At 63.4% G+C, this 22,174-nt stretch carries 17 protein-coding genes; 6 read left to right on the top strand and 11 right to left on the bottom strand.

Annotated elements, in window-relative coordinates; translation table 11 throughout:
- The first annotated feature begins 246 nt into the window (after positions 1-246).
- Entirely contained in the window at positions 247-1,131 is an 885-nt protein-coding gene (locus QZ613_RS06600; protein ID WP_291867197.1) for an alpha/beta hydrolase, read from the top strand.
- Positions 1,132-1,277: 146 nt separating this feature from the next.
- Positions 1,278-2,723 carry a 3'-5' exonuclease family protein gene (locus QZ613_RS06605; RefSeq protein WP_291981828.1) on the top strand — a complete coding sequence of 482 codons (1,446 nt, stop codon included), beginning with the start codon at positions 1,278-1,280 and terminating at the stop codon, positions 2,721-2,723.
- Here the strand turns inward: QZ613_RS06605 and QZ613_RS06610 are convergent.
- The 6 genes from QZ613_RS06610 to mltG are packed head-to-tail and all read right to left on the bottom strand — an operon-like array spanning position 2,715 to position 7,237.
- Positions 2,715-3,377, bottom strand: a complete 663-nt coding sequence (locus QZ613_RS06610; protein WP_043564892.1) for an ankyrin repeat domain-containing protein — start codon at positions 3,375-3,377, stop codon at positions 2,715-2,717. The two genes, QZ613_RS06605 and QZ613_RS06610, sit on opposite strands and share 9 nt — an antisense overlap.
- Positions 3,374-4,156: a TatD family hydrolase gene (locus QZ613_RS06615; protein ID WP_043564895.1), complete on the bottom strand. Its 783-nt coding sequence runs from the start codon at positions 4,154-4,156 to the stop codon at positions 3,374-3,376. The genes QZ613_RS06610 and QZ613_RS06615 overlap by 4 nt, the downstream gene beginning before the upstream one ends.
- 23 nt (positions 4,157-4,179) lie before the next feature.
- The gene (locus QZ613_RS06620; protein ID WP_291867188.1) at positions 4,180-4,560 is read right to left on the bottom strand and encodes a PilZ domain-containing protein; all 381 of its coding nucleotides are present in this window, start codon (positions 4,558-4,560) and stop codon (positions 4,180-4,182) included.
- A 15-nt stretch (positions 4,561-4,575) separates the two neighbouring features.
- The gene (gene holB / locus QZ613_RS06625; RefSeq protein WP_291867184.1) at positions 4,576-5,607 is read right to left on the bottom strand and encodes a DNA polymerase III subunit delta'; all 1,032 of its coding nucleotides are present in this window, start codon (positions 5,605-5,607) and stop codon (positions 4,576-4,578) included.
- Positions 5,604-6,239: a dTMP kinase gene (gene tmk / locus QZ613_RS06630; protein ID WP_291901222.1), complete on the bottom strand. Its 636-nt coding sequence runs from the start codon at positions 6,237-6,239 to the stop codon at positions 5,604-5,606. Before tmk ends, holB begins: the two co-directional genes overlap by 4 nt.
- Positions 6,236-7,237 carry an endolytic transglycosylase MltG gene (gene mltG / locus QZ613_RS06635; protein WP_291867178.1) on the bottom strand — a complete coding sequence of 334 codons (1,002 nt, stop codon included), beginning with the start codon at positions 7,235-7,237 and terminating at the stop codon, positions 6,236-6,238. Before mltG ends, tmk begins: the two co-directional genes overlap by 4 nt.
- A 206-nt stretch (positions 7,238-7,443) precedes the next feature.
- On the opposite strand from mltG, the gene QZ613_RS06640 reads away from it, so the two are divergent.
- The 3 genes from QZ613_RS06640 to QZ613_RS06650 all read left to right on the top strand — a co-directional run bounded on the left by QZ613_RS06640 (position 7,444) and on the right by QZ613_RS06650 (position 9,899).
- Positions 7,444-8,460, top strand: a complete 1,017-nt coding sequence (locus QZ613_RS06640) for a folate-binding protein YgfZ (protein WP_291867176.1) — start codon at positions 7,444-7,446, stop codon at positions 8,458-8,460.
- A 33-nt stretch (positions 8,461-8,493) separates the two neighbouring features.
- Positions 8,494-9,252 (top strand): NRDE family protein, encoded by a 759-nt coding sequence (locus QZ613_RS06645; RefSeq protein WP_291867173.1) that lies wholly within the window; start codon positions 8,494-8,496, stop codon positions 9,250-9,252.
- A 134-nt stretch (positions 9,253-9,386) separates the two neighbouring features.
- Complete coding sequence (locus tag QZ613_RS06650; RefSeq protein WP_291867170.1) at positions 9,387-9,899, top strand: CHRD domain-containing protein; 513 nt, start codon at positions 9,387-9,389, stop codon at positions 9,897-9,899.
- Positions 9,900-10,038: 139 nt separating this feature from the next.
- Here QZ613_RS06650 and QZ613_RS06655 read toward each other — a convergent pair whose 3' ends face one another.
- Positions 10,039-10,521, bottom strand: coding sequence for a L,D-transpeptidase (locus tag QZ613_RS06655; RefSeq protein WP_291867261.1), 483 nt, complete (start codon positions 10,519-10,521; stop codon positions 10,039-10,041).
- Between the two features lie 2 nt (positions 10,522-10,523).
- On the bottom strand, positions 10,524-10,985 hold the full coding sequence (gene tadA, locus QZ613_RS06660; protein WP_043564995.1) for a tRNA adenosine(34) deaminase TadA: 462 nt from the start codon (positions 10,983-10,985) through the stop codon (positions 10,524-10,526).
- A gap of 150 nt (positions 10,986-11,135) precedes the next feature.
- Between tadA and QZ613_RS06665 the strand changes: the two genes are divergently transcribed.
- A complete protein-coding gene (locus QZ613_RS06665) occupies positions 11,136-11,618 on the top strand; it encodes a cyclic nucleotide-binding domain-containing protein (protein WP_291867165.1) in 483 nt (160 codons plus the stop codon).
- 12 nt (positions 11,619-11,630) lie between these two features.
- On the opposite strand, the gene QZ613_RS06670 is transcribed toward QZ613_RS06665, so the two are convergent.
- The 3 genes from QZ613_RS06670 to QZ613_RS06680 form a co-directional block, all read right to left on the bottom strand.
- Complete coding sequence (locus QZ613_RS06670) at positions 11,631-12,056, bottom strand: CZB domain-containing protein (RefSeq protein ID WP_291867162.1); 426 nt, start codon at positions 12,054-12,056, stop codon at positions 11,631-11,633.
- Positions 12,057-12,193: 137 nt separating this feature from the next.
- The gene (locus QZ613_RS06675; RefSeq protein ID WP_291867159.1) at positions 12,194-13,249 is read right to left on the bottom strand and encodes an HD domain-containing phosphohydrolase; all 1,056 of its coding nucleotides are present in this window, start codon (positions 13,247-13,249) and stop codon (positions 12,194-12,196) included.
- Positions 13,250-13,547: 298 nt separating this feature from the next.
- On the bottom strand, positions 13,548-21,941 hold the full coding sequence (locus tag QZ613_RS06680) for an SdrD B-like domain-containing protein (RefSeq protein ID WP_291981830.1): 8,394 nt from the start codon (positions 21,939-21,941) through the stop codon (positions 13,548-13,550).
- Positions 21,942-22,174: the final 233 nt, after the last annotated feature.

The following is a 22,174-nucleotide window of genomic DNA, read 5'->3' on the forward strand; positions in this document are numbered from 1 at the left end:
TGACATGGAGAAAGTCTAAACGAAGGGCAAGCGCGGGTGATTGGCAAGTATTCGGCAAATGAGAACAATGTCGCAAGACCGTGAAAAGAATGGCCCCGGGCAAACACAGCCACCCTTGCCAGGCGTGCACTGCGCGGGTTTCAGCAGGCCTTGACTGCTCAGGCGGATTTGCTGCCTTCGCCCTGGAGTGGTAGATTGCCGGGCTGCGGATCCCGTCGCCGCCCCTTCGTTCGAGTGTCTTCTTCGATGCCACAGATCGCCGTCAACAATCTTCATATCGAATACGAGTCTTTCGGCGCGCCGTCGGCGCCCGTCATCCTGCTGATCATGGGACTCGGCGCGCAATTGAGCCGCTGGAGCAGGGAATTTTGCGCGGCGCTCGTCGAGCGGGGGTTTCGTGTGCTTCGTTTCGACAACCGCGACTGCGGCCTGTCCACCAAGTTCGACCAGGCCGGCGTGCCCAACGTCGGCCAGGCACTACGCACGGGTGCGGCGCTCAGCGCGCCTTACACGCTGGCTGACATGGCCGCTGACAGCGTTGGCCTGCTCGATGCCCTGGCGATCGAAAAGGCGCATCTTGTCGGCGCGTCGATGGGGGGCGCGATTGCCCAGATCATTGCCGCCCAGTATCCCCAACGTACCTTGTCGCTGACCAGCATCATGTCCACCAGCAGCCATCCGGATCTGCCGCCGCCGACTCCCGAGGCCTCACAAGCACTGCTTGCTCCCTTGCCTGAAACGCGCGACAAGGAAAGCCTGATCGAAGACGCGCTCAAACGCCAGTTGGCCGTCGCCAGCCCCGATTTTCCCGCTTGTCCGCAACGCTTGCGCGAGGTAATCGTCGATGAGCACGAGCGTGGCTTTCATCCGCGCGGTGTGGCGCGTCAGCTGGCCGCTTTTCTGGCCAGCGGCGATCGTCGCGCCATGCTGCGCACGATCAGCGCGCCAACGCTGGTCGTGCACGGTAGCGAAGACCCCCTGATTCCGGTCGCCTGCGGTCGTGACGTGGCGGCACACATCGCGGGCGCGAAACTGCAGGTCATTGAAGGAATGGCCCACGATCTGCCAGTGGCCTTGACCGAGGTCTTCGCCGATGCCATCGCGGCTATCGCGCGATCGTCGGGGCGCTAGAAGCTGCCGCAGCTGATCATCCTCTGGCAGGCCATGAGCAACGATCGCCCGCAGCAGGCGATCCGGCGTTGGCGCGTTGGCGGAAGAATGGCTGCTCGGGCGACGAGCCTTTCCGCCTGTCCAGCAGCCCTCCCCGCTGGCCACCAATGAATCCTGTGCTTGCTCCCGAAACGCTCGTTTTCGTCGACCTCGAAACCAGCGGCGCCAATTTCGCCAACGACCGGATCATCGAAATCGGCCTGGTCGAAGTGGACAGCCATGGCGCCCGCGAGTGGAGTGCGCTGGTCAATCCCGAAGCCCCCGTTTCTTCCTTCATCACCGGCCTCACCGGTATTGACGACTCGATGCTCCGCTCGGCGCCGACCTTTGCGCAAGTCGCGCCGTCCTTGCTCGACAAGCTGCGCGGAAAATTACTCATCGCGCACAACGCCCGCTTCGATTACGGCTTCCTGCGAGGTGAGTTTAAGCGACTCGGGATCGAGTTCCGGGTGCCAACCCTGTGTACGGTGAAGCTCTCGCGCAAGCTTTTCCCACAGCACCACCGCCACAATCTGGACACCCTGGTGACGCGTCATGGGCTGGCAGTCGCGGGCTCTCGCCACCGGGCACTGGCCGATGCTCGCCTGCTGTGGGATTTGTGGCGCTGCTGGCACGGGCAAGTGCCGGTCGAGACGATTCGCAGCGCGGTGGCGAACATCGTTGGCCGCCCCGAGCTACCAGCGCAGATCGATGCGGAAGTGATCGACGATCTGCCGGAGGCCGCCGGCGCCTACGCGTTTTACGGCGAGGGCGAGCGCCTGCTCTTGCTCCGGCGAGCGACCAATATTCGCCAGCAGGTACTGGCGCACTTCGCCGCTGCCAAGCGCGAAACCCCCTTGCTGCGCGATCTTAGACGCGTCGACTGGCGCGACGCAGCAGGCGAGCTGGGAGCGCGTTTACACGAGATCGAGCTGGCCCGTTCAGCGGCCCGAGCCGGGCCCGAAGAAGGCGAGCGACAGCCGGGCCGCAGATCTCGCGCAGCGCCCAGCGAGCTTTGTTCCTGGCGACTTCGGGCCCAGGAAAGCGGCGACTTCCCCCCGCAACTCGTCCTTGCTCAAGACCTTGATTTTGCCGTCGCCGACGACCTGTTCGGGCTCTACCCGAGTCCGCGCGAGGCCTTGCGCAGCCTGCGCAAGCTCGCCGACGCGCACCGTCTGTGCTACAAGCTGCTCGGACTCGATGATCGCGCAAAGGCAGGGCCCTGCGCCGCCTATCGACAGAAGAGCTGCCGTGGCGTTTGCATTGGCAGGGAAACGCTCGCCCTGCATGGCGCCCGTGTCCTGATCGCCCTGGCAAAATTCAAGCTCCGGCCCTGGCCTTACAAGGGGCCGCTGGTGCTACTGGAGCGCGACGAGTTCGGGATGCGTGAAGACGTTCACTTGGTGGACCGGTGGCGCCTGGTCGCCACTGTGCATAGCGAAGAGGCTCTGCAGGAACGGCTGGCGAACGGACCAACCCGCCAGCCGTTCGACCCCGACATCTACCGCGTCATCGGCCGCTGCCTGCACGCCGGCAAGATCGGCATTCGACCCCTGCCCCCTTTCTCACTTTGAGGGCTCGGCCGCGGCCTTGCCGCCATGGCCGCCTGCCTTGCGCACGATGTCGGCGATGTCGGTATTCGAGCTCTTCAATGCCCAATCGACGGCCGTCGCACCGCTCTCGTTGGCGATATTCGGGTCGGCCTTGTTCTGCAGCAGCAGCTCGACGATCTGCAGGTGGCCAAAGCGGGCGGCGAAGAGCAGCGCTGTCGAACCGTTCTCGGTTGTTGCATTGACGTTGGCGCCCTTCTTGAGCAGGTACTCGACGACCGCCGTGTGGCCGTTGAAAGCGCCGTAGATCAGTGGCGGCCAGCCGTACAGGTTGACGTCCGCCCCGGCTTCGACGAGACGCTGGACGAGTGGCAAATTTCCCTTGAAAGCGGCCAGGCTGAGCGCCGTCTCGCCGTTCCGATTGCGGGTATTCAGGCGGGCACGGCGCTTCAGCAGCTGCGTCAGCAAATCGGCATTGTCACGCTGTACAGCCTGCATCAGCAAGGTATTGCCGGCAGCATCAACGGAGTTGACGTCCATCCCCTTGTCGAGCAGCTTGATGGCCCACGACGTGTCTCCGGAGATCAGCGCCTCCTCCATGTCTTCGTAGGCGCCGGCCGCGGCAAGGCCCGGCATGAGCAGGGCAAGGAGCAAAGCAAGAGTCTTGAGTGTCTTCATTGGCTGACTTTCGAACGAGCTTCTGGGAAAAGGCGGAAGAAGTTGTCCGTCGTGGCGTCGACAACTTCCTGGTAAGTCAGGCCACGCAGGCGCGCGACCTCTTCGGCGACGTGCTTCACGTAGCCCGGCTGGTTGGTCCTGCCGCGATAGGGGACCGGGGAAAGATAGGGAGAGTCGGTTTCGACCAGCAGCCGCTCGAGGGGAACGCGCCGCGCCACGTCGCGCACGATTTCGGCCTTCTTGAAGGTAACGATACCGGACATCGAAATGTAGAAGCCCTGTTCGAGCGCTTGCTCGGCAACCTGCCAGGTTTCGGTGAAGCAGTGCATCACGCCGCCGGCTGCCGCAGCGCCCTCCTCCTTCATCAGCCGCAGCGTGTCGACCGCTGCCTCGCGGGTATGAATGACCAGCGGCTTCTGCGCTTCGCGCGCGGCACGGATGTGGGTACGGAAGCGTTCGCGCTGCCACTCCGGTGCGTCCTTGTGCCAGTAGTAATCGAGACCGGTCTCGCCGATGGCGATCACTCGCGGGTGCCGAGCCAGCTCGACCAGTTCGCTGACCGAGGGTTCGCGTCCGCCGGTCGCCTCGGGATGGACGCCAACGGAAGCCAGGATCGTGGGCCATTCCTCGGCAAGCGCCAGCACCCGGTCCAGATCCTCCAGCGTAACGCCGATACAGACCGCGCAAGCCACGTCGTTGGCTTTCATCAGCGCGAGGATTGGCGCCATGTTTTTGGCCAGGTCCGGAAAGTCGAGATGGCAGTGCGAGTCGATCAGCATCGGCGTGTTTCGGAGCACGTCGGTCAGATCGTGTGCGTCGGGCGGCCGGACTGCATCACCCCGCCGAGGAGGCCTTCGATGCGCCTCTTGGCTTCGACCCCGCCTTCATCGTTGTTGAAGTGCACACCGATGCCTTGCGCCTTGTTGTTCTGGGCACCCACCGGGGTAATCCAGACCACGGTGCCCGCAATTGGCAGCTTGGCCGGGTCGTCGATCAGCGACAGGAGCATGAAAACCTCGTCGCCGATAGCGTAGTTACGGGTCGTCGGAATGAAAATTCCGCCACGGCGCAAGAGTGGCATGTACGCCGCGTACAGCGCCGATTTCGAGTTGATGTTCAGCGACAATACGCTCGGGCGCGGTGAGCCGGGTGCCGCTTGCTTGCGGCTGTCTGCTTCTGCCATATCCCCTCGGGAGGTTCAGAAAAGCCGTGCGTAGTTCAGGAAAAACTCTTCGAGAAACAGGCGGCTATTCACGGGTTGCTCGCACTGGGCCTTGTATTGTATCGCCTTTCCATTGAATGCCAAGAGCTTGCGAGTATCCGTGTCTTGCGCCAGGCGCAGCAACTGCGGCGCGTGCGCGACGAAATAGCGCGGCGGCAGGCCCTGACTGCCCAGAGTCAGGTCGAACAACCACTTCTGAGCCCACTCGAGGGAACGCTTCAAAGGCGCCGGGCGCTTTTCCGCCTTCACCGCCTTATCGACCGCCGCCGCGGCGGCCACGGCATCGAGGCCTTTGCCGCGCAACATCTGGCCGAGCAGCGAATCGAGGAGCGCGCGCTCACCCTTGACACTGAGTTCAAGCGCCAGCAGCGGCGAACCGCCGGCGAGCGCCAGCCACTGTTCGCCGTCGCCAACGCCGGCATGACGCAGCCAGGCGACCGCGTTTGCCGCTGGCGGCGGTCGCATGGGAACCGTCTGGCAGCGGCTGCGAATGGTCGGCAGCAATCGGTGTGGTTCGCTGGAAATCAATATAAACAAGGTACCTGCAATTGGTTCTTCAAGTGATTTAAGAATCGCGTTGGCCGTTGCCCGGTTCATCGCTTCGGCGGGGTTCAACAAGACCACGCGCGCCCCATGACGGTGGGTGCCCACATGCAGAAACTCGTCGAGAGCGCGAACCTGGTCGATGGTGATTTGCTGACTGGCCTTCTTCCTGCCCACCTCTTCGCCCGCAGCGGCTTCACTCCCCTCGCCTTCGCCGAGCGCATCCGGCTGCACGAGGCGCAGGTCCGGGTGATTGCCTTGCGCCAGCCAGCCGCAGGCTGGGCAGTGACCGCAGGCGTTTCCCGACTCGCTGCGCACTTCGCAGAGCAGCGCCGCGGCAAAGCTGCGCGCCAACTCGAATTTTCCGATCCCCCGCTGGCCCGCAATCAGCAGCGCATGCGGCAACTGGGCGCGCCTCTCCTGAAGTTGCTTCCAGCCTTGGCTGTGCATCTCTATTATGTTCATAAACAGTATTCTATGAGCGCTTCTTGAATCAATTTCTTGATTCTGTCCGGCGCCTGGTTGGCGTCGATACGGCGAATTCTCCGCGGCGCTGCCGCCGCACGCTCGAGGTAGGCGAGGCGCACGCGCTCGTGAAACTCGGCACGCTCCTGTTCGAAGCGGTCAAGGTCGCGCGCTTGCGCGGCGATGCGCTGGCTGGCGACCGACGACGGCAGGTCGAAGAGCAGCGTCAGGTCGGGTTGCAGGTGGCCGTGCACCCATTGCTCGAGCTGTACGAGCTTGGCCTTGTCGAGACCGCGTCCGCCGCTCTGATACGCGTAGGTGGCGTCGCTGAAGCGGTCGCAGATGACCCAGTCACCGCGTTGCAGAGCCGGTTCGATGACCTCTGCGAGGTGTTCGCGGCGGGCGGCGAACATCAGCAGGGCTTCGGTTTCCAGGTGCATCGCTTCGTGCAGCAGCAGTCCGCGCAGCTTTTCGCCGAGGGCGGTGCCGCCCGGTTCACGGGTCGTCAGCACGTTGAGCCCGCGGCCGCGAACCAGGGCGGCAGCGCCGGCAATATGACTGCTCTTGCCGGCGCCGTCGATACCCTCGAAAGTGATGAACTTTCCGCGCTTACGGGTCTCGCTTCGACTCAAGGTCTGCCGCCTTTCTGATAGCGCCTGACGGCGCGATTGTGTTCGTCGAGGGTCGGTGAAAACTGGCTGCTGCCGTCGCCACGCGCGACGAAATAAAGCGCCTCGGTGGACGGCGGATGCAGAGCCGCCTGCAGTGAAGCAAGCCCGGGCATGGCAATCGGCGTTGGCGGCAGACCCGCCCGGGTATAGGTGTTGTACGGCGTGTCGGCGAGCAGGTGGCGCTTGCGCAGGTTGCCGTCGAAGTTCTCGCCGATGCCGTAGATAACCGTCGGGTCGGTCTGCAGAAGCATTCCCTGGCGCAGGCGGTTGACGAACACACCAGCAACCAGCGGCCGATCATGGTCGCGTCCGGTTTCCTTTTCGACGATAGACGCCATGATCAGGGCCTGGTAAGGCTCCTGGTAAGGCAAGTCGGGCGCCCTCGCCTGCCAGGCGCGTGCCAGATGCTGCTGCATCGAACGGTAAGCTCGGGCGAGCAGGTCGACATCGCTGCTGCGCTTGGCGAAAAAGTAGGTATCCGGAAAGAAGAGCCCTTCAGCGGCTGTTTCCGGCGCGCCGATCAGACTCATGACCTCCGCTTCCGGCAGGTCCTTGGTATCGTGGCGAAGGTCCGGGTGCGCGTCGAGACGCTCGCGCATCTGTCGGAAAGTCCATCCTTCGATGAAAGCCAGCTCGGCCTGCGTAACGTCGCCACGTGTCAGCTTGGTGAGCAACTCCAGCGGCGTGATGCCGGCAGCGATTTCGTAACTGCCCGCCTTGATCGCCGTGTCTACGCGCATCAGTTTTCCGAGGAGGATCAGAACCCACGGGTTCAGCTCCGCGCCTGCCGCGGCGACCTCCCTGGCTGCGACGCGCATGCTGCTCCCGGGGACGATCGTAAAATCGACCTGCTCGCTCGTCAAGGTGACCGGCGTCAGCACCACCCAGGCGGCGGCAGCAGTCAGCAGAACGAAAACGGAAACCGCGAGAACGAACAGCTTGAGGAGGTGTTTGCGCATCAATCCGGCGCAGCGGAGACGCTGCGTGGCTGGGGGTGAGGATGAAGTTCGACTGGCCCTATAATAGCCGAAACCTGCGCGGCTGAACCGACCGGCCGCCAACCCGGTCAGAGTTCCACGAGGCTTTCCGCCGAAGGCGACAATGAGCGCTTCCCGGACCCGCAAACTCAGGCCCGCCCCGAACCACTGACGAGAATGGCTTAACGATGAACGCAAGCTGGCAGGAATTTCTTTGTGCCTCAGGAGCACGACTCGACCAGGACCTGGTCGCCGATTTCGGCGCGGCAGCCGACGAGCTGCGGGCCGCACCCGCAGCGACGATCGTCGCTCCACTGGCCCATCTTGGGGTGATTGAAGTCAGCGGCGCCGACGCGGCGAGCTTCCTGCACCAGCAGCTGACCAGCGACGTCAAGCACCTGGCCGACGGCAGTGCCCAGCATTCGGCCTGGTGCTCGGCGAAAGGGCGCATGCTCGCCAGTTTTCTCGTCGTCCGCAGCGGATCCAGTTATCACCTGCGACTGTCTGCAGACCTGCTGCCAGCGATTCTCAAGCGCCTGCGGATGTTCGTGCTGCGGAGCCAGGTGAGCATCAGTGACCGCTCCGACGATCTCCAGCTTATCGGCCTGTCCGGCCCGCGCGCCGAAGAAGCGCTGCAGGCAGCCGGCCTTTGCGGACCCGTCGCGCCGCTGACCTGTAGCGCGTCCGCCGAAGGCATTGTCGTGCGTCTGGACAGCCAGCGTTTCGAACTGGTGGTCAGCAGCGAGACCGCTGGCAAGCTCTGGCAAGGCCTGCTCCTTGCGGCGCGACCGGTCGGCACGCGGGTCTGGCAATGGCTGGAGATAGCCGCCGGCGTGCCCTTGATCACCGACGGAACCAAGGAGGAGTTCGTTCCGCAAATGGCCAACTTCGAGCAGCTGGGCGGAGTCAGTTTCCACAAGGGCTGCTATCCCGGCCAGGAAATCATCGCCCGCACGCAGTATCTGGGCAAGGTCAAGCGCCACCTCTATCGCGCCCATTCGAACACCCCGATTGCCGCCGGCACGGCAATCTATTCGCCAGCCAACCCCGAGCATGCGTGTGGAATGGTCGCCAATGCGGCGCCGGCGCCGGCAGGCGGCTTCGACGCGCTGGCGGTTGTCCTGGAGAATTTCGTCGCCGCCGCCGACCTGGAAATCGCCGCCCCGGGTGGCGCGCACATCGACCTGCAGCCGCTTGTGCGCTAGGCGAGCGGTCGGCGTGCCCTCGGTCGGCCAGCGATGTGCCTGATCCTCATCGCCTGGCAGGCGCATCCCGACTACCCCCTGGTCGTCGCCGCCAACCGCGACGAGTTCTTTGCACGCCCCTCGGCGGCGGCTGCGTTCTGGGCGGAAGCCCCCCAGGTACTGGCTGGCCGTGATCTCGAAGCTGGCGGCAGCTGGTTGGGTATCGGCCGGGAACGGCGTTTTGCCGCGCTCACCAACTACCGCGAGGGTCGCCAGATGGCGATCAATGCGCGCTCGCGCGGCACCCTGGTCGCCGACTTCCTCACCGGTGATGCCCGTCCGTCGACGTACCTGGAGCAGGTCTCGGCGCGTGCCGCCGACTACAACGGCTTCAACCTCTTTGTCGCCGATGGCCAGCATCTCGCCTACTACGCGAACCGTGGCGACAGCCCGCCACGCTTCCTGAGCCCCGGTATCTACGGCCTCTCGAATCATCTCCTCGACACCCCCTGGCCCAAGCTGGCGGCGGCCAAAGCCAAATTCGCCAGCGCCCTCGCCGACTTGCCGGCGCAGGCCGCGTTCTTCGATCTGCTCGCCGACCAGGAAATCGTTGCCGATTCCCACCTGCCGGAGACCGGCGTACCGCTCGCCTGGGAGCGCATCCTTTCGGCCGTCTTCGTGCGTTCCGAAAACTACGGGACGCGGGCGTCAACGCTGCTCACCCGTCACCGAAACGGCGTAACGACGCTGCGCGAACGCAGCTTCGACGCCGGCGCGCTGCTCAGCGGCGAAGTTTGCGAGACTGTTACCTGACCAAAACTGTCGGGAATTTTTACACCTCAGAAAAGAGACTGTTATATCCGATTGATCTGGAAAACTATTTTTTCTGGCCCGATAATTGCCTTGTAATTGGGTGAGAATCTGCTCACCTCTAAAGAAGGACCGCGATGATAAAGAAGACCTTGCTCGGCTTGATTGCCATGGCCGGAATACTTGTTCCTGCAGCCGTTCAGGCGACCATCATTCCCTGGTCGGCCTCTCTCAATGGGGCGCAGGAAGTTCCGGCCTCCGGCTCCCTTGGCTCTGGATCTGCATTCGGCACTATTGATGACGCGTCTGGTGCTCTCGCCTGGAACATCACGTTCAGTGGCCTGTCCGGCCCCTTGATCGGGATTCACTTTCACGGCCCGGCCGCCCCTGGAGTGAATGCCGGTGTGCGGGTGAATATTGGCACCATCAGTGGTTTCCTGAGCCCGAACAGCGGGTCAGCAATCATCACTGCCCAGGAGGTCTCGGATCTGCTGGCGGGGAACTGGTACATCAATCTCCATACCCCAAATTTTCCCGGCGGTGAAATTCGCGGCCAGGTCATCCCGGAGGCCGTTCCCGAACCGGCCATGCTCGGCCTGCTCGGCCTCGCTCTCGCGGGTCTTGCAGCGTCGCGTCGCCGCAAGCTGTAAGCGTCAGAATCCGCGTCACGACGGCCCCGCTTCGGCGGGGTTTGTCGTTGCCGAGGCCCGATCTTCAGCGCGCTTCGCGATCTTGAAGCCCCGGGCGGCAGTTCGGGCGTCGACTCGCAGCGCCCCGAGACGAGGCTTTTCAGTCCTCGCTGATCTCGACCGGAGTGTAGGGAGGCACCAGGTCGAAGAGATCGACGATGTCGGCATTGCGCATGCGGATGCAGCCGTGCGAGCCGGGACGGCCCATCGGCGTCGTATCCGGGCTGCCGTGAATGTACACGTAGCGGCGCATGGTATCGACCTTGCCAAGCCGGTTGCGCCCCGGTTCGCAGCCGGATAGCCAGAGAATGCGCGTCAGGATCCAGTCGCGCGTCGGGAAACGCTCGGCCAATTCAGGGCAATAGACTTCGCCGCTCGGACGCCGGGCGACGAGAATCGTGTTCTCCGCCAGGCCGCCGCCAATCTTGGCGCGCACCAGGTGCTTGCCGCGTGGAGTGCAGTAGCTGCCGCTGACTTCACCCGCCCCGTTCGCAGCCGTTGACACCGGATACCAGCGCAGCAGCCTGCCTGTGGCGTCCGACAGGCGCAGCACCTGTTCCTTGATCGAGACGTCGATGCGCAACTTCACTGGCCCCCTCGGCTGCGCCGCGCGGCAAAGAAATCGGAGAGCAACTGCCCGCATTCGGCGGCCAGGACACCACTGACGACCTCGGTGTGATGATTCAGCCGTTCGACGGCAAAGAGGTCGACGACGCTGCCATGCACCCCGGTTTTTGGGTCACGCGCGCCGTAGATCAGGCGGGCGATACGCGCCTGCAGTACCGCCCCGGCACACATCGCGCAGGGTTCGAGGGTCACGAAAAGCTCGCAACCGGGCAGACGATAGTTCTGCAGATTGCGGGCCGCATCGCGCAACGCGGCAATCTCGGCGTGCGCCGTCGGGTCGTGTTCGCCGATCGGTGAATTGAAGCCACGCCCGACGATGACGCCGTCGCGCACCACCAGGGCGCCGACCGGAACTTCGCCCAGGCATTCGGCAGCGTGCGCCAGGGAAATCGCCTCGCGCATGAAGTATTCGTCTTTCATCGCGCGCATTCTACCGCAGCGCCGCCAGCCCATCGAAGACGCGCGCCAAATCGGGTACCATCGCTCGACAGCCTGGCCGACGCCGGCCGTGAGAAGCGACTTCCGCCATGCACATCCTCTTCGGCGAAACGATCAGCAGGAGACAAGGCCATGACGACCATCCGATTTCTGCAGGAACAGGCGCTGTTCGGCGGCGTCGACGATCAGGCGATGGCGGCGATCGTTCCCTTGCTCAGCGAGCTGACTTTCGCTGCCGGCGAAGCCATCGTTCGTGAGGGCGACGACGGCGATTCGCTGTTCGTCATCTGCAGTGGCTCGGTCGAAGTGCTGAAAGCAACGTCAGCCGACGACGGCCCCTTCGAGAAGCGCCTCGCCGTCCTGAAAGTTGGCGACGTTTTCGGCGAGATGGAGTTGATCGACATGCAGCGCCGCTCGGCAACGGTGCGGGCGCTTGAACCGGTTTCAGCCCTGGCCCTGTCCAACGGCGACCTGTTCCGGATCTACGAATCCGATCTGCCGACGTTTACGCTGGTCGTCCTCAATCTGGCCCGGGAGTTGAGTCGTCGGCTGCGCAGCCTCGACGATCTGGCGGTGCACTACATGGCCATGGATCCAGCCGCGGAGCCGTGGTAGGCGCCCCACCGCTCACGGCGTGCCTTTCAGCGTGTCCTGCCACGCGCGCATGGCGATGGCCAGGCGACCAGACATGGTGATGTACTCGCCATAGAGCAGATCGTAGGCGTCGCGGGTTTTCCCGGATGCCGCCAGTTCGACGACCTGCGCGGCCAGCCGATGGAAGTCGGCGTGCAAACGCCTCACGTCCTGGTATTCACTGCTCGCCCGGTCTTCAACCGACAGCCGTGAGCCGTGCAGCCACTTGCCGAATTCGCACTGGTCTTCCGCCCGCACCTCGTCCACGTCGACCGGCGGATGGGCCTGGAAAACGGCCTCCCGCAGACGCAACATCCACAGGGCGTGATTAGCGATCGCCCTTTCAATATCCGTCACCCTGTCCAGCTTATCCACTCGCTTCACCCAAGCTTTCCTGGTTGTCGGCAGGTCGTCGACCACTCGCCGATTCTACCTTCTTCAGGCGCAGATTCATTTGCGCGCAGCGAGCCATGCGCACCGCGCAAGCCCGCCAATGGCGCCGGGAGACGCGCTGCCGGTAACGCAGTCGAGGCCCGGGAACGAACAAGCAACTCCGCTCAAATCTCTTCCGACAAGGCCTCGTCCTGAAAGCGGGCGCGAATCTCGACGGCGTCGTTTCGACGCGCCAGGAAAGCCGCGACACATTGCGGATCGAAATGCTCGCCCGCCCCGTTCTGCAGGTAAGCCAAGGCCTTCTCGAGCGGCCACTGCCGCTTGTACGGGCGGTCAGACATGAGTGCATCGAAAACGTCGGCGACAGCGACGATCCGGCCAAAAAGCGGGATCGCCGTCCCGGCCGTGCCGTGCGGGTACCCCGAACCGTCGAACTTCTCGTGGTGCGAATCAGCGATCAAGGCCGCCGCCTGCAAGACCGTCGATTCACTGCCGTCGAGCAGCTCGAAACCCAGTTTGGCGTGCCCCTTCATGATTGCAAACTCTTCCGGGGTCAGTTTTCCGGGCTTCAGAAGAATCGCGTCCGGGATGCCGATCTTGCCAACGTCGTGCATGGGCGCAGCCTGCAGAATGAGTTTCTGGTCAGCGAGGGGCAGCGCAAGTTCGGCAGCGATCAGGTGCGAGAAATGCGCCATGCGCTGGATGTGCATGCCGGTTTCAGGATCGCGGAACTCGGCAGCTCTCGACATCCGATAGAGGAGCTCCTGTTCGCCCGCGTGCACCGCGGCCGTCGCCTTGGCCACCTCCTCGGCCAGCCACGAAGCACGGTCGGCCAGGTGCCGCCGGCTGGTATTGAGGGCCAGCAGGTTGCGCACGCGCGCCGAGAACTCCATGCGGTCAACCGGCTTGGTCAGGAAATCGGTCGCCCCGATTCCCAGCGCCCTATAGCGAACGTCCTTGTCGTCATTGGCGGTGATCATCAGCACCGGCAGTTCCTGCCGATCAGGAATTTTGCGCAGGCGGGTGATGAACTCCAGACCGTCGAGGTCCGGCATCATGTAGTCGACGATGATCAGGTCCGGCAGATTCTCCGAACACCATGCCAGGCCCTTGGGCGACTCCTGGAAAAGGACGGCCTCACAGTCGCCGAGCTTGGCAACCAGCGCCTTCAACAGCACGAGATTGATATCGCTGTCGTCAATAATGGCGATCCGGTTCATCCTGCCCTCCGCGCGAGTTTTGTCGAGTATAGCAAGAGGATTCCTGGCCGCGGTGGCCGGGTTCCTTTCGCCGCCGGAGAACGCCTGCAGCGTCGGTCAGGCACTGCAGTTCCGCGACCGTCGGAAATAGCCGCGCAAAAAGGGCAGACGAAAAAAAAAGGGGGCGTTCAGTGCGCCCCCTCGTGTCAGAGCGGCTTTGCCCCGCTCACACGCCACTGCAGGCGAAGCACGGAGGGCGCGACGATCATCGTCACGCCTGCCGCGTCGCCTGGTAGCGAGCCAGCGGAGCTTCGCCCGCCTACGCGAACAGCCAACCCGGATCGCTGACCGGCGCTTCCGCCACAGCGGCGCCATCATTTGCCGCCACGCTGAAGTAGATGTCGGTCATGTCGACCACATTGCCGTTGGCCAGGGTGGCCGAACTCTGCTCGAGATGCAGGTTGCCATTGACGTCCCAGAAAGCGTCTTCGTGATACGCCACGTTGACACTGACGACGCCTGCGTCGGCCAGACTGATCAACTCGCCGGGGTCGGTTTGATGGTTGCCGTTGGCGTCCCGCCACACCGACAGATTGACGTAGCCGTCGTCCGCGGCATCGACCAGACCATCGCCGTTGCTGTCGAAAGCCGCCAGCCGTGCGAAGCCATCGCCCTGCTTGCTCCCGCCGAACAGCTCGGAAATGTCGTCGATGCGGCCGTTGCCGTCGGCGTCGAAGGCCAGGAAGGCATCACCCGCCGACAACCAGCCGGACTTGACCGCGCTACCGTTTCCGAACAGATCGAACTGACCCTGCGCATCAGCCAGCGAGGTGGTCTGGATACCGTTGCCGTCGAGGTCGATGGCAATCGGGGTCACCGTCTTCGACACCGCGCTGACGACCAGCTTCTCGATCTTGAAGTAGTCGGGTGTGTTGTCCCCGACGCTGCCTCTGGTGCTATCCGGGAGTCTGGCGGCCACCACCAAGACATTACCCTCGGCTTGTGCGCTGTTGATATCGGCCCAGCGCGCAGATGTCGAACTGGTGTCGTTGACTTCTTTGGTCAACCCGGCAAGGGGGTTGGACAAATTGACTGGCCCATCCAACGAACCAATCCACGCCGTGAGGTCGCTGTCGCCGATGACGTAGCCCAGGAAGGCCTTATCTACCACCACTTTCTCGGAGAACTCGTAGATCACGTAGTTGATACGGCCCACGTTGTCTATCGTGTGCGTGCTGCTGCGCCCGTCGCCTTCGCTGCGATCGGTGACGCCATGCCCACCACTGTAGGCGCCTAGCCAGGCGGTTTCCCAGTTAGTGGGTTGGCCGTCCCTGTCGAAAGAGCTGCTGCTGACTGCACGGGCGTTGACCGTGATGCCGTCGACAGTGTAGCTCCGCACGTTGCCGTTGCTGCCGTCGGTGGCCGAGTTGCCGCTGAAGTCGTAGGTTACGTTTACCCGCGGCGGCGTCAGACCGGCATCCCAGCCGTTGTTTTCGCCTGCGACCAGTGTGATCAGCCCGGTCTTGCCGGAGCTGCTGACGTCTGAATCCAGCGCGTCGTTGCCGCCCTCGTTGGCCACCGTGAAGCCGCCAAAAGCCGTGGGTTTGACGAACTGCAACTCGTATTTGCCGAGAACCAGGTTAGTGAAGCTGTAGTTGCCGCGGCCATCGGTGGTGGTGTCTTGGAGAAATGTACCCGCACTGTTGAACAGCTTCACCGTCACTCCTGCCACACCCGCTTCACCAGTGTCCTGCAAGCCGTTACCGTTGGTGTCGCACCAGACCCGGTCGCCGATGCTGGCCAGTGCCGGATTCTTGTAGTGGCTGAGGTCGAAGTCCCCTGCCGCACCCGGAGCCGTCACCGTCGCCTTGTTTTCATAGACCCCGCCGGCCGTCGGCTGCTGGAAGGTCAACTTCTCGATCTTGAATCGATCCTCCGGTGTGCTGTCGCCAGTCCAGGCAGCAAGCACCAGCACGTTGCCGGCGACGTTGCCGGCATTGATGTCGGCTGTCCGCGCCGAAGTCAAATCCGTCAAGTTGACTTCGGTGAAACCGAGTCCGTTGAGCACCGAGTCGCTGAGCGTGAGGTGATTGTTGAAGGCGTTACTGCTGCTGCCGATCCACACCGTGATGTCGCTGTCGTTGACCACGTAACCCAGGTACGCCGAGTCGACGATTACGCTCTGGTTGAACTCGAAGAGCACGTAGTTGTCCCGGCCGACATTGTCGACGGTGTGCATGTTGCTGCCACCGCTTCCCTCGCTGCTGTCGGTGACGCCCAGCCCACCGCCGTAGCTTCCCAGCCACGCGGTCGACCATTCACCACTGGCCTTGTCTCTGGCGAAGGCGCTGGCCTTGACCGATACCGCTCCGCTGCTGAACTCGCGGATATTGCCATCCGGGCCGTCCAGCGCGCTATTGCCGCTGAAGTCGAAGGTCCGGGGGGCGCCGAGTGCCGTCAGATTCTGGACGACGCCCGAGGCCTTATACAGCCACACTTCACCCGGTGACAGGAGACTGTCGTTTCCGACGTCACCCGACAGGTAGGTGATCTTGCCGTTGGCTACCGACAGGTCGTCAGCCGTGTTCGCCGGCGTACCGTTGTCATCGACAATCGCGATCTCGCTTTTTGAGAACGTCGTGTTGCCGGTGTTGGTCACCTGGTAGGTCCAGTTGACCACCGAGCCGGGGGTCAGGAGCGGAACGCCCGCGCCATTAGCCGAATCTTCGTTGTCGTAGTCCGGCGCAACCGGGTTGCTGTTGCTCGCACCGTTGGTGGTTTTCTCGATGTCGATTCCGGGCCTCAGGACCACCAGACCGGCATCCCAGCTGAGGTCGTTCTCGCCGCTGCTGAGCGTGGTAACCACGGTCATGCCGTTGACCGGGTTGGCGTCGCTGTCGCTGCCGTCGGCGCCGATGTCCTGCTTGGCGAAAGCGTAGCCGGCCGGTTTGATGAATTCGAGCTTGTAGTCGCCCGGAACCAGGTTATTGAACAGGTAGTAGCCGGCCTTGCCGCTGCCATCGTTGGCGGTCGTGGTGCTGGCGACGAAGGCGCCGGCACCGGTGTAGAGCTTGACCGTGACGCCGTTCAGGCCGCTGGCCGCACCGTCGTCCTGCTGACCATTGTTGTTGCCATCAACCCAGACGTAGTCGCCGATGCTGGCGAGCACCGGATTCTTGTAGTGGCTGAGATCGAAGTCCCCTGCCGCACCCGGAGCCGTCACCGTCGCCTTGTTTTCATAGACCCCGCCCGATGTGGGCTGCTGGAAGGTCAAATTCTCGATCTTGAAGCGGTCCTCCGGCGTGGTGTCGCCGGTCCAGGCAGCAAGCACCAGAACGTTGCCGGCGAGGTTGCCGGCATTGATGTCGGCCGTCCGCGCCGAAGTCAAATCCGTCAAGTTGACTTCGGTGAAACCGAGTCCGTTGAGCACCGCGTCGCTGAGCGTGAGGTGATTGTTGAAGGCGTTACTGCTGCTGCCGATCCACACCGTGATGTCGCTGTCGTTGACCACGTAACCCAGGTACGCCGAGTCGACGATTACGCTCTGGTTGAACTCGAAGAGCACGTAGTTGTCCCGGCCGACATTGTCGACGGTGTGCATGTTGCTGCCACCGCTTCCCTCGCTGCTGTCGGTGACGCCCAGCCCACCGCCGTAGCTTCCCAGCCACGCGGTCGACCATTCACCACTGGCCTTGTCTCTGGCGAAGGCGCTGGCCTTGACCGATACCGCTCCGCTGCTGAACTCGCGGATATTGCCATCCGGGCCGTCCAGCGCGCTATTGCCGCTGAAGTCGAAGGTCCGGGGGGCGCCGAGTGCCGTCAGATTCTGGACGACGCCCGAGGCCTTATACAGCCACACTTCACCCGGCGACAGGAAATTGTCGTTTCCGACGTCACCCGACAGGTAGTTGATCTTGCCGTTCGCTACCGAGAAGTCGTCGGCCGTGTTCGCCGGCGTACCGTTGTCATCGACAATCGCGATCTCGCTTTTTGCGAACGTCGTGTTGCCGGTGTTGGTCACCTGGTAGGTCCAGTTGACCACCGAGCCGGGGGTCAGGAGCGGAACGCCCGCGCCATTAGCCGAATCTTCGTTGTCGTAGTCCGGCGCAACCGGGTTGCTGTTGCTCGCACCGTTGGTGGTTTTCTCGATGTCGATTCCGGGCCTCAGGACCACCAGACCGGCATCCCAGCTGAGGTCGTTCTCGCCGCTGCTGAGCGTGGTAACCACGGTCATGCCGTTGACCGGGTTGGCGTCGCTGTCGCTGCCGTCGGCGCCGATGTCCTGCTTGGCGAAAGCGTAGCCGGCCGGTTTGATGAATTCGAGCTTGTAGTCGCCCGGAACCAGGTTATTGAACAGGTAGTAGCCGGCCTTGCCGCTGCCATCGTTGGCGGTCGTGGTGCTGGCGACGAAGGCGCCGGCACCGGTGTAGAGCTTGACCGTGACGCCGTTCAGGCCGCTGGCCGCACCGTCGTCCTGCTGACCATTGTTGTTGCCATCAACCCAGACGTAGTCGCCGATGCTGGCGAGCACCGGATTCTTGTAGTGGCTGAGATCGAAGTCCCCTGCCGCACCCGGAGCCGTCACCGTCGCCTTGTTTTCATAGACCCCGCCCGATGTGGGCTGCTGGAAGGTCAAATTCTCGATCTTGAAGCGGTCCTCCGGCGTGGTGTCGCCGGTCCAGGCAGCAAGCACCAGAACGTTGCCGGCGAGGTTGCCGGCATTGATGTCGGCCGTCCGCGCCGAAGTCAAATCCGTCAAGTTGACTTCGGTGAAACCGAGTCCGTTGAGCACCGCGTCGCTGAGCGTGAGGTGATTGTTGAAGGCGTTACTGCTGCTGCCGATCCACACCGTGATGTCGCTGTCGTTGACCACGTAACCCAGGTACGCCGAGTCGACGATTACGCTCTGGTTGAACTCGAAGAGCACGTAGTTGTCCCGGCCGACATTGTCGACGGTGTGCATGTTGCTGCCACCGCTTCCCTCGCTGCTGTCGGTGACGCCCAGCCCACCGCCGTAGCTTCCCAGCCACGCGGTCGACCATTCACCACTGGCCTTGTCTCTGGCGAAGGCGCTGGCCTTGACCGATACCGCTCCGCTGCTGAACTCGCGGATATTGCCATCCGGGCCGTCCAGCGCGCTATTGCCGCTGAAGTCGAAGGTCCGGGGGGCGCCGAGTGCCGTCAGATTCTGGACGACGCCCGAGGCCTTATACAGCCACACTTCACCCGGCGACAGGAAATTGTCGTTTCCGACGTCACCCGACAGGTAGTTGATCTTGCCGTTGGCTACCGAGAAGTCGTCGGCCGTGTTCGCCGGCGTACCGTTGTCATCGACAATCGCGATCTCGCTTTTTGCGAACGTCGTGTTGCCGGTGTTGGTCACCTGGTAGGTCCAGTTGACCACCGAGCCGGGGGTCAGGAGCGGAACGCCCGCGCCATTAGCCGAATCTTCGTTGTCGTAGTCCGGCGCAACCGGGTTGCTGTTGCTCGCACCGTTGGTGGTTTTCTCGATGTCGATTCCGGGCCTCAGTTGGACTAGCCCGGCATCCACGGTGTTGTCGGTCTCGCCGGACTCGAGGTTGTAGCAGCCGCTCAGACCGCCCACACCCGCATCGCTGTCGCTGCCGTCGGCGCCGACGTTGGCGCTGGTCAGCGTGTAGCCGGTCGGGGTGATGAACTTGACCGCGTAGTCGCCCGGCTTGAGACCGGTGAAACTGTAGTTGCCGCTGCCGTCGGTGGTGGCGCTCGCCAGGGCCGAGCCGGTGGGCTGGCCATTGGCGTCGCACGCGTACAGCTCGACCGTGACACCCGCCACGCCAGGCTCGCCTGCATCTTGCTGGCCGTCGCCGTCGAGGTCGCTCCAGACGCGGTCACCAATGGCCGCCGGCTTGTAGAAGCCGGCATCGACGGTGTCTTCGTTCTCGCCCGGGCTCAGTTCGTAGCAGCCGCTCAGGCCGCCTGTGCCCGCGTCACTGTCGCTGGCGTCGGCGCCGACGTTGGCGGTCGTGCGCTCGAAGCCGTTCGGGGTGATGAACTCGACAATGTATTCGCCAGGCTGCAGGTTGGTGAAGCTGTAGTTGCCCTGGGCGTCGGTGGTGGTCTCACCAACCAACACGCCGGGGGCGTTGTTCACGCAGGTGTACAGCTTGACGGTGGCGTCGGGAATGCCGCTCTCGCCGTTGTTTTGCTGACCATCGCCGTTGCTGTCTTCCCAGACGCGGTCACCGAGGCTGGCCAGCGGCACTAGCCCGGCATCGACGGTGTTGTCGGTCTCGCCGGACTCGAGGTTGTAGCAGCCGCTCAGACCGCCCACACCCGCATCGCTGTCGCTGCCGTCGGCGCCGACGTTGGCGCTGGTCAGCGTGTAGCCGGTCGGGGTGATGAACTTGACCGCGTAGTCGCCCGGCTTGAGACCGGTGAAACTGTAGTTGCCGCTGCCGTCGGTGGTGGCGCTCGCCAGGGCCGAGCCGGTGGGCTGGCCATTGGCGTCGCACGCGTACAGCTCGACCGTGACACCCGCCACGCCAGGCTCGCCTGCATCTTGCTGGCCGTCGCCGTCGAGGTCGCTCCAGACGCGGTCACCAATGGCCGCCGGCTTGTAGAAGCCGGCATCGACGGTGTCTTCGTTCTCGCCCGGGCTCAGTTCGTAGCAGCCGCTCAGGCCGCCTGTGCCCGCGTCACTGTCGCTGGCGTCGGCGCCGACGTTGGCGGTCGTGCGCTCGAAGCCGTTCGGGGTGATGAACTCGACAATGTATTCGCCAGGCTGCAGGTTGGTGAAGCTGTAGTTGCCCTGGGCGTCGGTGGTGGTCTCACCAACCAACACGCCGGGGGCGTTGTTCACGCAGGTGTACAGCTTGACGGTGGCGTCGGGAATGCCGCTCTCGCCGTTGTTTTGCTGACCATCGCCGTTGCTGTCTTCCCAGACGCGGTCACCGAGGCTGGCCAGCGGCACTAGCCCGGCATCCACGGTGTTGTCGGTCTCGCCGGACTCGAGGTTGTAGCAGCCGCTCAGACCGCCCACACCCGCATCGCTGTCGCTGCCGTCGGCGCCGACGTTGGCGCTGGTCAGCGTGTAGCCGGTCGGGGTGATGAACTTGACCGCGTAGTCGCCCGGCTTGAGACCGGTGAAACTGTAGTTGCCGCTGCCGTCGGTGGTGGCGCTCGCCAGGGCCGAGCCGGTGGGCTGGCCATTGGCGTCGCACGCGTACAGCTCGACCGTGACACCCGCCACGCCAGGCTCGCCTGCATCTTGCTGGCCGTCGCCGTCGAGGTCGCTCCAGACGCGGTCACCAATGGCCGCCGGCTTGTAGAAGCCGGCATCGACGGTGTCTTCGTTCTCGCCCGGGCTCAGTTCGTAGCAGCCGCTCAGGCCGCCTGTGCCCGCGTCACTGTCGCTGGCGTCGGCGCCGACGTTGGCGGTCGTGCGCTCGAAGCCGTTCGGGGTGATGAACTCGACAATGTATTCGCCAGGCTGCAGGTTGGTGAAGCTGTAGTTGCCCTGGGCGTCGGTGGTGGTCTCACCAACCAACACGCCGGGGGCGTTGTTCACGCAGGTGTACAGCTTGACGGTGGCGTCGGGAATGCCGCTCTCGCCGTTGTTTTGCTGACCATCGCCGTTGCTGTCTTCCCAGACGCGGTCACCGAGGCTGGCCAGCGGCACTAGCCCGGCATCGACGGTGTTGTCGGTCTCGCCGGACTCGAGGTTGTAGCAGCCGCTCAGACCGCCCACACCCGCATCGCTGTCGCTGCCGTCGGCGCCGACGTTGGCGCTGGTCAGCGTGTAGCCGGTCGGGGTGATGAACTTGACCGCGTAGTCGCCCGGCTTGAGACCGGTGAAACTGTAGTTGCCGCTGCCGTCGGTGGTGGCGCTCGCCAGGGCCGAGCCGGTGGGCTGGCCATTGGCGTCGCACGCGTACAGCTCGACCGTGACACCCGCCACGCCAGGCTCGCCTGCATCTTGCTGGCCGTCGCCGTCGAGGTCGCTCCAGACGTGGTCACCCAGGCTCGCCGCCTGATACAACCCCGCATCTATCGTCCGGTTGAATTGGCCCGCAGTCAGCTGGATGATCCCGCTCTCGCCATTGGCAGGATTGGCATTGCTGTCAGTCTCAGGCGTGCCTGCGGAGGCATATCGCGGACTGAACGAGTACGACGCGCTGGTCGTGGTATTTCCGAACAGCACCTGGTAGTCCAGGCCAGGTATCAAACCAGAAAACTGGTAGTAGCCCTTCTCTACGGTTCCCGTCGTGTGCGGGTTGTCACCGGTGACGGTTGTCTGGAGAACCTCGTCACTATCGAAGTGCTCGTTGTTGTTGAGGTCACGCCACAACTTGACGGTGATACCGTCGATCCCCTCCTCGTCGGTATCCTGTATTCCGTCAGCGTTCTTGTCGAGCCAGACGTAATCGCCGAGCGCCGCCGACCTGACCTGAACGAGAATCGGTTGGCTCGGTGTGTCGCCATCGTCCTGTACGCCATTGCCGTTGTTATCCGAAAACGTCGACAGTAAGAGCGTAACGTTGTCGTTGTCGGGGTTGTCATCCGTGATGTCCGGTACGAAGGCGTATTGCGCAGTGTTGTGCGCCAAGCCCATGTTGACCAGTTCGGCAACTTTGACTGGGTCTTTCGGGTCTGTCGACGGGCTGGGAGGAGTGAACGGGTCGTCGCCCAATAACTGCCATATCGCTGCCTGCACCTCGCCGTAGGTGTACAAGGACGGTGAGCCAGCGGTGAAATTTTGGTTAATCAGCCAATTGACTGCGGGCAGATTTTGTGGCGTTTCTATGCCAGTAAATGCAGAAGCGACAAACGGTTCGTGGAGGCGATAGACAGTCGCCAGCAGGATGACGTCGGATCCAATGGAAAAATCCCGATCAGCGCACCAGGCATCGTAGGGTCCGGAACCGTACGCGACATCCTGAAACGTCACATCAAAATAACTCGGCG

It is taken from the genome of Candidatus Accumulibacter sp. ACC005 (assembly GCF_907163215.1).
Classification (GTDB): Bacteria; Pseudomonadota; Gammaproteobacteria; order Burkholderiales; family Rhodocyclaceae; genus Accumulibacter; species Accumulibacter regalis.